The 9,762-nt window shown below is 62.1% G+C and carries 9 protein-coding genes; 6 read left to right on the top strand and 3 right to left on the bottom strand.

The genetic code is table 11. The features are described from left to right. Positions 1-277: 277 nt before the first annotated feature. The 3 genes from Q0K43_RS08540 to rd form a co-directional block, all read right to left on the bottom strand. On the bottom strand, positions 278-1,774 hold the full coding sequence (locus Q0K43_RS08540; RefSeq protein WP_297290134.1) for a MutS-related protein: 1,497 nt from the start codon (positions 1,772-1,774) through the stop codon (positions 278-280). Next, positions 1,758-2,774, bottom strand: coding sequence for a hypothetical protein (locus Q0K43_RS08535; RefSeq protein ID WP_297290133.1), 1,017 nt, complete (start codon positions 2,772-2,774; stop codon positions 1,758-1,760). The genes Q0K43_RS08540 and Q0K43_RS08535 overlap by 17 nt, the downstream gene beginning before the upstream one ends. Before the next feature lie 386 nt (positions 2,775-3,160). Further along, complete coding sequence (rd, locus tag Q0K43_RS08530) at positions 3,161-3,319, bottom strand: rubredoxin (protein WP_297290132.1); 159 nt, start codon at positions 3,317-3,319, stop codon at positions 3,161-3,163. Between the two features lie 132 nt (positions 3,320-3,451). Here rd and dusB point away from each other — a divergent pair, with 132 nt between their 5' ends. From dusB to Q0K43_RS08500, 6 genes are all read left to right on the top strand, one after another. Continuing rightward, the gene (gene dusB / locus Q0K43_RS08525) at positions 3,452-4,438 is read left to right on the top strand and encodes a tRNA dihydrouridine synthase DusB (protein ID WP_297290131.1); all 987 of its coding nucleotides are present in this window, start codon (positions 3,452-3,454) and stop codon (positions 4,436-4,438) included. 38 nt (positions 4,439-4,476) lie between these two features. Next, positions 4,477-5,073 (top strand): RNA polymerase sigma factor, encoded by a 597-nt coding sequence (locus Q0K43_RS08520; protein WP_297290130.1) that lies wholly within the window; start codon positions 4,477-4,479, stop codon positions 5,071-5,073. Between the two features lie 41 nt (positions 5,074-5,114). Further along, entirely contained in the window at positions 5,115-6,041 is a 927-nt protein-coding gene (locus Q0K43_RS08515) for an anti-sigma factor family protein (RefSeq protein WP_297290129.1), read from the top strand. Between the two features lie 120 nt (positions 6,042-6,161). After that, positions 6,162-6,665, top strand: a complete 504-nt coding sequence (locus Q0K43_RS08510; protein ID WP_297290128.1) for an RNA polymerase sigma factor — start codon at positions 6,162-6,164, stop codon at positions 6,663-6,665. Then, on the top strand, positions 6,658-7,989 hold the full coding sequence (locus Q0K43_RS08505; protein ID WP_297290127.1) for a hypothetical protein: 1,332 nt from the start codon (positions 6,658-6,660) through the stop codon (positions 7,987-7,989). The genes Q0K43_RS08510 and Q0K43_RS08505 overlap by 8 nt, the downstream gene beginning before the upstream one ends. Before the next feature lie 151 nt (positions 7,990-8,140). Further along, a partial coding sequence (locus Q0K43_RS08500; RefSeq protein WP_297290126.1) for an elongation factor G occupies positions 8,141-9,762 on the top strand: 1,622 nt, incomplete at its 3' end.

Here is a 9,762-nt window from a genome sequence, read left to right as displayed (position 1 = left end):
GACATTCACAGAGTACATCGGGCTCGCCTGCCCTTATCATTGCTCTGCTACCTTGCGCTCCGCGCCTCTATCCATGCATGTTATTTACTTTTGACAAAAATACTATACCCCAGTGGATTTGGTTTGTCAACTATTTTTTAAAAATTTAGGGGGGCAAAATTTTTCTCTGGTACGCAGACTTTTGTACGCTACAGCGGGACAGTGATTACCAAACGGTAAGTGCTGATGGGAAAAAGTACCGGCGGGCAGCGAGGGCTGTCCGCCGGTACGGAAAAAATCACAGATCGGCCTGGAACAACTCCATGAGGGTGTCGTCCAGTTTGAGCAGCCGGCACACCCGCAGGGCGTCCCGGGGGCAGGGTGCGCCGGGAGGGGCGGGGAGGAGCCGGTAGTCCATCCGCCGGGCGATCCGCTTGCGGGGATCGTCACCCTCGTCGCCCTGGATGTCCCGCACCAGGCCGGCCACCTGATAGTGGGCGGCGGCCACGTCGGACACTCCGTCGTAGTGGGTGGTCATGAGAGCTACACAGTCCAGACTGCTCAGGTGGCGCACCAGGGCCCGGGCCAGAGCGGCGCCCTCCTGGGGGTTGGTGCCCCGGGCGAACTCGTCCAGGGCCACGAAGAAGAACTGACCGTGGGTCTCCCGCAGCAGGTTGTCCAGCAGGTGGACCTCTTTGCCGAAGGAGGACAGGCCGCCGGCGCCGGGGCCGCTGTCGGCCAGGATCAGCTCCACCCGGTGGAACAGGGGCAGGGTGGCGGACTGGGCAAAGACGAAGAAGCCGCACTGGCACAAAAGCAGGGAGAGAACCGTGGAGCGGAGAGACACGGTCTTGCCGCCCATGTTGGCGCCGGTGATGACGGTGCAGCTCGGTTTCAGATCCAGATCCAGCAGGGTGAACTGTTCGCCCCGTTCAGCCAGATCTTCCTCCACCTGGGGATGACGTACGCCCCGGAGGAGGATGGACTTGTCGGCGCTGAGGGCAGGGCGGACGCAGTTGTAGCGCAGGGCCAGCTTGGCCTTGGCCACAATGAGGTCCAGCCGGCCCAGAGCCTCCATGTTGGCAAGGAAAGCGTCTTTGTAGGTCATCAGCTTGCCGGTGAGCATCTGACGCACTTCCAGCTCCAGCTTATCCTCTTCCACCGCCAGAACGCGGCGCTTTTCCATCAGCGGCCCCCGTTTGTCCTCCATGGTCATGCGGATGGCCTTTTCCAGCTTGGCCTTCTCCGCCCGCAGGGGAGCCAGGTCGTTGTGATAGGAATTTACGATGGAGAAGGTGGGCAGCCGGCGGCCCTCCGGATCCATCAGAGCCAGGGCGTCGGCCAGGGAGGGGAAGGACAGCCCGGACATGGGGGGGAGGGCGGCGTAGGCCTGGACCAGCTGCTCCAGGGTGACCAGGAAGTGCTTGATCTCAAACAGTTCCACCAGGTCGAAGGGGGTGCCGGGCTCCCGGTCGAAGGAGCCCCGGATATCGTGGAACAGGGGCAGGCAGCGGGTGACGCCCCGCAGGGCGGCGGCGGCATCCTTCCGCTCGGCCTCGGTGAGCTGCACCGGGGCGCAGCCGCAGCCGTCTGCCTGGGGCGTGGTGCTGCCCGCGTTCCAAAGCTCCATGGCCAGGGACACGTTGTCCAGTTCCTCCTCCAGATCGGCCTCGTCGCCAGGGCCGTACCACCGCAGGGAACGAGCGGCTGATTTGCCAAAGGGCGACATGGGGCTCAGCCGGTTCAACACCCACTGCAGGCCGGCGTGTTCCCGCAATTCATGTGTCAGTTCCATCTTGATCCTCCTTCACGTTGACCACCGGCAGATTAATCGCCTGCCGGAGGGCGGAGATGAATTTTTCCGGTTCAAAGTGCCAGCCGTAGGCCGACCAGGGATTGGCAGCCACGGCGGCGATGGTCAGTTCCCGCCGGACGGTGAGTTGGCCGCCGTTGCGCAGGAACAGATCCATAGCCGACCTGCCAGCCAGCACATGGGTGGCGTCCTGGGTGACCAGGGTAGTGGGTGCGCCCCGGCGGGCCAGGGTTTTGAGCAGGGGATCGGTGACCCCGCCGGCAGCCCATACCGCCAGGGGACGGCGGGGCAGCCTGTTCCATCTGGGATTGTCCGCCTCGTCCAGAGGCAGTTCCAGAGGGGTGCCGTCCAACTCAAACAGAGCGAAGCGGTCCGTCACATCAGCCAAAGACTGACGCAGGCCGGCCTGCTCCGGTTCCTTCCGGTCAAAGATCCAGCAGGTGTGGGCGGTCTCCGCCACCACCAGGTCCATGTCCCGCTCCAGGGAGGCTCCGGTACAAAGCAGAGCCACGCCTTCGATCCCAGCCCCGGCCAGGGACTTGCGCCCGGCGGCGCCGTCAATGAGGACCCGCTGGGCCCCCAGCTCCATAAAGCGGGCGGTGAGGGGTCCCAGCTGCCCGGCGGCGGAGGGACCTGCCAGCTGAACGTATCCGTCGGACAGGGCCCGGAAGATGGCCACCGGTCCAAGGGGGGTCATCACGTCGGTGAGATCCGCCACCTCCAGGGTGGCGTCGCACAGGGTGATCATACCCCGGGCGGTGGCGAACAGATCCCCTTGCTTTATGTACAGGTCCGGCTTCTCGGTACCGGTGACCAGGTCGGTGCGCTCCCCGTCCCGGCCCACTGAGGTGAGGGCCAGCCGCTCCTCCCCAAGCTCGGCCATCAGGCGGCGCATGGCGGTGGTCTTGCCCGCGTTCTTACACAGGCCGATCACGGTTACAGGAGAGGCGTCTCCCACCAGCGGCGCTAACAGATGTTCCAAAATAGGGCCTCCCTTCCAAAGGAAAATTCGGTCATTTTCGGGTTTGTCGAGGCCATTATAAGAGGCCCCCATCGGTTCTGTCAATGGGGAGAAACAGAAATCACTGCGCAGGAAACGGGCGGGAAGAAAAATGCAAAAATGAAAGATGCAGATAAATATATTGCAAGTTTATTTTAAATGAGCCCACAAATAAACCTTGACATATAATACAAATAGAAATATTTTATAAGTAAATTACAAAACGGAAAAGAAAAAGCAGCCTGAAAGAGTGAGAGAAGTGAACGGCAAGTCCGTTAAATGAATCAATTAAAAATAAAAAATGCAAAAAAGAAACCGCCGGTTGGGCGGTGGAACCGTCAAACCGGCGGTATTGGGACGGGAAAATCTTACTGCTTGGAGAACTGATCTTTCCCCGCGCCGCACAGGGGGCACACCCAGTCGGCGGGAACCTGCTCCCAGGAAGTGCCGGGGGCCACGCCGTTGTCGGGGTCACCCTCGGCGGGATCGTAGATATAGCCGCAGAGATCGCAGACGTACTTATTCATATTAAAACGCTCCTTCTTTTTCAATCAAAATCAAGCGGCGGATACCGGACGGGGAAACAACCTTGCCGGATGCCCTGTCCTGTGGTATGATACGCTTGTTACGCCACTATTTATAACACATCGGGGGACGCTGTGAAAATTGGCAATGTTACTATAAATTCCGCCCTGGCGCTGGCGCCTATGGCCGGAGTGACGGATCTGGGATTCCGTACCATCTGCCGGGAACTGGGGGCGGGCTATACCGTCACTGAAATGGTGAGTGCCAAGGCCCTGTGCTACCAGGATAAAAAATCCATTCCGTTGTTGAAGCTGGGAGAGGATGAACACCCGGCGGCCGCCCAGCTCTTCGGCAGCGACCCGGCCTGCATGGAGCAGGCGGCGGGTATTGCGGCGGAGGTGTCCGGGGCGGATATCATCGACATCAATATGGGCTGCCCCGTCCCAAAAGTGGCCAACTCCGGGGATGGTTCGGGGCTGATGAAGGACCCGGAACTGGCCGTCAAAGTGGCCCAGGCGGTGATCCGGGGCGCGGGCGGGAAGCCGGTGACGGTGAAATTCCGGCTGGGCTGGGACAAGGGTTCCATTAACTGCGTGGAGTTTGCCAAAGCGATGGAGGAGGCCGGGGTGGCCGCCGTGGCGGTTCACGGACGGACCCGCACCCAGATGTACGCCGGCACCGCCAACTGGGACTATATCAAGGCGGTGAAGGAAGCGGTATCTATCCCGGTCATCGCCAACGGCGATGTATTTGAACCCAGGGACGCGGTACGCATACTCAAGTACACCGGGGCGGATATGGCCATGATCGGCCGGGGCTGCTTCGGCAATCCCTGGCTGTTCCAGCGGGCCAAGGCGGCCCTGGCGGGGGAGGAGATTCCGCCCCTGCCGCCCCTGGCTGTGCGGTGTGACACCGCAGTGCGGCAGTTTGAGCTGTCGGCGGCGCAGAAGGGGGAGCATATCGCCTGCCTGGAGGCCCGGAAGCACTACGCCTGGTACCTGAAGGGGGTACCCCACGCCGGGTACTATAAGGAACAGATCAGCCATGTGTCCACCCTGGCGGATATTTATAGAGTGACTGAGGGCATCAAGCGGGATCTGAAAGACGATCCCAGACCATAAATAAGATTGCAGGCCTGAAAGGCAGGTGAGAGAAAGGCATGAAACCGGAATGGGAGCTGGTCCAGCGGGCCAAGCAGGGAGACGAGGATTCCTTTGCCGCCCTGGTGGAGCAGAACCAGGGGCGGATCTACAATCTGGCCCTGCGGATGACAGGCAACCCGGACGACGCCCTGGAGCTGAGTCAGGAGGCCTTTCTCAACGCCTGGAAGGGGCTGGGCAAATTCCAGGGGGAGAGTTCCTTTGCCACCTGGCTGTACCGGCTGACCAGCAACGTGTGCATCGACTTTCTCCGCCGGGAGAAGCGGCGCAACGCCCTGTCCATGACCATCTCTCTGGATGACGAGGAGGAGGCCCGACAGGCGGAACTGCCCGACGAGCGGTTCTCCCCCCATGTGGAGGCAGAGCGGCGGGAGCGGCAGGAGGCCCTGCGGGCGGGCCTCAATACCTTGTCGGCGGAACACCGGCGGGTGCTGATCCTCCGGGAGCTGGAGGGCCTGTCCTACGGCGAGATCGCCCAGGTGCTGGGCCTGGAGGAGGGGACGGTGAAGTCCCGCATCGCACGGGCCCGGCTGGCCCTGCGGAACTATTTGAAAAAACAGGGGAACTTTTTCGATCCCACCACGTCTATATCTTGAACAATGGGGGAGACGCCCCCAAACGGAGAGGAGGGAACGATATGCTGAGTTGCGACGAGGCGCTGGAACTGATCAGCGCCAGACTGGACGGCCCCCTGAGTCAGGAGGAACATACCCGGCTGGAGGAGCATCTGTCGGCGTGCCCGGCATGCCGGGCCCTCGCGGATGATTTGGACACCCTTCACCGGGAACTGCCCGGGTTGGCCGCCCAGCCCCCTGCCGGATTGAAGGAGGGGGTTATGGACCAGATCCACGCCTCCAAGGTCACCCCCTTCCAGAGCAAGAAGCGGCAGTGGCGCTGGCGGAGCCTGGCCTCCCTGGCGGCGGTGGCCGCCCTGGTGCTGGTGGGCGCGGGCGTTATGGATCAGTGGCGCACCGGTGGTTTCCGAGGCAGCGGGCAGACCTCTGGCGACATTCCCGTGGTGATGGAGACCAACCTGCCCGCCGGAGGCGATGAGGACCAGTCTGTGACCCGGGAGATCATACCCCAGTCTACTCAGGCCCAGACGGAGAGCAGCAGCCCGGAAAGCAAGACCGCCGGTGGACAGGATGGCCGGAGCGCCTCCAGCCAGGCGGAAACGCCGGAACCCGCTCAGGTATTGCCGGAACCTTCGGGCAGCGGGATCGAACCCTACAGCGTGACCCCGGACGACCGGGGAGTCCAGACAACCCAGGCCACCGTGAATCCCACGCTTACCCAGGTCGGCCTTACCCAGACGGAAGCCCTGTACAAGCTGGCCGCCTGGCTGGGCTGGAACACCGACGAGCTGACCGTGGGTGAGGACGGTACCATCGCCGGCCCCACCGCTCAGGACGGCACCACCACCAGGTTGATGTGCGCCGGACTGAACCAGGAGGGTACCGGCTGGCTGTGCCAGCTGGAGCAGGTTACCCCTGGCCCTGACGGTACCGCCAGCTGCACCGCCTACACCGTGCCGCTGGACGGCAGCGAGATCGTGCAACCGTAATTATTTTGAGAAAGCGCAGGCCGCGGGCCTGCGCTTTTTCTATTTGGATGTGACGAAACAGAGGGCTGGCGCGTAGTTCAGGTGAAAAGCCTTTTCAAACACCTGGAGAGGAGGGGTCATGTGAAGAAGGATGACGACGGGTTCAACGCCCGGGCGGAGGAGCTGCTGGAGCGGTACGCCGGGCTGGTCTACCGGCTGGCTTTTGCCCGCACCCGCAGCAGGGAGGGAGCGGAGGACGTGTTTCAGGAGGTATTTCTCCGCCTGGTGGCCAAGCGGCCACAACTGGAAAACGAGGAACACGAGAAAGCCTGGTTCTGCCGGGTGACCATCAACTGCGCCAACTCTTACTGGCGCAATCCCTTCCGCCGCCGGACCCAGCCCCTGGAGGACACGGGGGAGCTGACGGCGCCGCCGCCGGAGGAGGGAAACGAGCTGGACGCCTGCCTGGACAGGCTGTCCCCCGAGCTGCGGGTGGTGGTCCATCTCTACTACTACGAGGGGTACTCCACCCCTGAGATTGCCGGGCTGCTGGGCAAGAAGGAGTCCGCCGTGCGGATGCGCCTCATGCGGGCCCGGCGGCAGCTGCGGGATTTTTTGGAAGAAGGAGGGAATTCCTGTGTTTGAACACGACTATCGCGCCAAATTTGACGAGATCGCCCCGGACCGGGCGCTGGTGGAGCGTACCCGGGACCGGATGAAAGCCGTTTTGTCCGGAGAAAAGGCCCGGCCCCGCCGCCTCACCCGCCGGGGACTTCTGGCGGTGGCTGCCGCCGTCCTCACGGTTTCGGCCCTGGCGGCGGGGCCCACCCTCTGGCAGGCCATCCGGAACGACCTGGGCAGCCGGGCCCCCTATGCCACGGAGGTGGAGGCCGCCTGTGAGGATCAGGGGGTCCGGATCGAAGCAGTCCGGGCCCTGGCTGACGGCAGGATGGTGCGGGTCTATTTTACGGCTCGGGATCTGGGCGGGAATCGGCTGGATGAGACCACGCAGATCAGTTGTTCCCTGATGAGGACGGACAGGGACGTCTGGCCCTACGGCAGTTACAGCGTCAGGCAGCTTTCCTACGACCCGGACAGCAGGACCTGTCTGTTTGTACTCACTGCCACCGGCAGGGAGAGGGTACCGGAGGGCGCCGTACTTTGTCTGGACGTGGAGCGCCTGCTGGGGGGATACCAGTCGGTGTCCCAGCGGATTTCCGCTTCTTCCGAACGGGCTGGAATCACAGAAAAACCGCTTCCCAGTACCCGGACACAGGACGGCTCCACCGTCCTGCTGCCCCAACCGGAATTGGAAAGCGCCGCTGCCGCTGGAGGGCCGTTTTCCATTGTGGCGGCTGGCTTTGCAGAGGATGGCAATCTCCATGTGCGGGTACGCCCCGCCAATCGTGCGGTTTGGCAGAACGTAACCGTCTGCGCCACCATCTTGAATGAGGACGGTGCGGGAATCGGGCGTGATCTGGAGCAGATCACGCCGGTGGAGGGGGATTTGGACTACTGCCTGGAGGGCTTTGGCCCGGAGCAGCTGTCCCGGCTGACCCAGGTTGAGATGCTGGTGGACTATTCTGCCCTGAGCAAACCGGTGGAAGGGGATTGGACCATAGAAATTCCTCTCCAAACAGTGGAGTCTGAGCATTTTTCCATCTCCCTTGCATTGCCTGCCGATCTTGAGTCGGAGGGCTCTGTCATGGCCCAGTCCCTGGAACTCTCCCCGCTGAGCCTTACTCTGCTTTGTGATCAGGACACCATGTACCTGGAGGATGGAAAGACCCTCCGTTCTGTTACACTGGAAAAATGGACGCCCACGGTCCTTCTGAAGGACGGTACCGCCCTGGCTCCAACGTATGCGGATGGGAATAGCTGGTGGGCCGCCTGGGCTTTCGACCAGCCCATTGACCCGGATCAGGTTGTCGCCATTACCATTTATGACCAGACCATTCCCATCTCCTGACTTACAAAATACCCCGGCGGATGACCGCCGGGGTATTTTGCGCGATTTTTCTAAAGTTTTAGTTGTAACTGACGGAACTTTCATGTATAATGGACAACAGCAGTTTACCATGCTGCTCCGCGATTCCAAATGTAAGGAGAGGAAACAAGTTATGAGCTATTCCGTACAAAATATCCGCAACGTCTGTCTGCTGGGACACGGTGGCAACGGAAAGACCTCCCTGGCCGAGAGTATGCTGTTTTTGACCGGTGGTACCCCCCGTCTGGGCAATCCTGCCGACGGAAACACCGTTTGTGATTACGATCCCGAAGAGACCCGCCGCCAGATTTCCATCTCCACCGCGGTGGCTCCCATCGAGTACAACGGCTGTAAGATCAACGTGCTGGACACCCCCGGCTACTTCGACTTCTCCGGCGAGGTCATGGAGGCCCTCCATGTGTCCGACGCCGCCATCATCGTCTGCTCCGCCAAGGGCGGCATGAGCGTGGGCGCCGAGAAGGCATGGAAGCTGTGCCAGCGCCGTGGTGTGCCCCGCCTGATCTATATCTCCAAGACCGACGAGGACAACGCCGACTACAACGCCGCCTTCGATACCCTGCGGGAGCGGTTCGGCAAGAACATCGCCCCTGTGGTAGCCCCCATCTGGGACGCCGACAAGAAGGTCATCGGCTTTATCGACGTACTCCATAAGCGCGCCTTCGAGGCCGGCCCCAAGGGCGAGCGGGTGGAGATCGACGTGCCCGACGACAAAAAGCCCGTGCTGGACGAGCTGTACGACGCCCTGAAGGAGTCTGTGGCCGAGACCAGCGAGGAGCTGATGGACAAGTACTTCTCCGGCGAGGACTTCACCTATGCCGAGATGATCCAGGGCCTGCGCCAGGGCGTGAAGGACCTGTCCCTCTTCCCCGTGGTGTGCGGTTCCGCCCTCACCGGCCTGGGTACCCGTATGCTGCTGGACATCATTGTGGAGCTGCTGCCCTCCCCCATGGAGGGCCGTCCTCTGGAGGGCGAGAATGAGAAGGGTGAGCTGGACGAGTTCGTGGCTTCCCCCGGCGCGCTGCCCTGCGCCTTTGTGTGGAAGACCGTGTCCGACCAGTACGGCAAGTACTCCTATGTGAAGGTGCTCTCCGGTAACCTGAAGCCCGATATGCAGGTGGTCAACGCCCGCACCGGCGCCACCGAGAAGCTGGGCCGGCTGTACGTCATGAAGGGCAAGAAGGCCGAGGAGGTCAAGGAGCTGGAGTGCGGCGACATCGGCGCCATCGGCAAGATGGACAAGGTCAAGACCGGCGACACCCTGTCCGATCCCCGCAAGGTGGTCAAGATTGAGCCCATCCCCTTCCCCGAGCCCTGCTATTCCGTGGCCATCACGCCTAAGACCAAGGGCCAGGAGGACAAGATCGCTGCCGGTCTTACCCGCCTGAACGAAGAGGATCTCACCTTCAACTGGGTGAACAACGCCGAGACCCACCAGATGGTGGTCTCCGGCACCGGCGATATGCAGATGGACGTCATCGTCTCCCGCCTGAAGAGCCGCTTCGGCGTGGACGCCGAGCTGTCCGAGCCCCGTGTGGCCTACCGTGAGAAGATCCGCAAGAAAGTCGAAGTCCAGGGCCGCCACAAGAAGCAGACCGGCGGTCACGGCCAGTTTGGCGATGTATGGATGCGCTTCGAGCCCGGCGACACCGAGGAACTGCAGTTCTGCGAGGAGGTCGTGGGCGGCGCCGTGCCCAAGAACTACTTCCCCGCCGTGGAGAAGGGCATGCGGGAGGC

Source organism: uncultured Flavonifractor sp. (assembly GCF_944383115.1).
GTDB lineage: Bacteria > Bacillota > Clostridia > Oscillospirales > Oscillospiraceae > Flavonifractor.
Note: the sequence above shows the minus strand (reverse complement) of the source record. Positions and strands in the feature narration are given on the sequence as shown.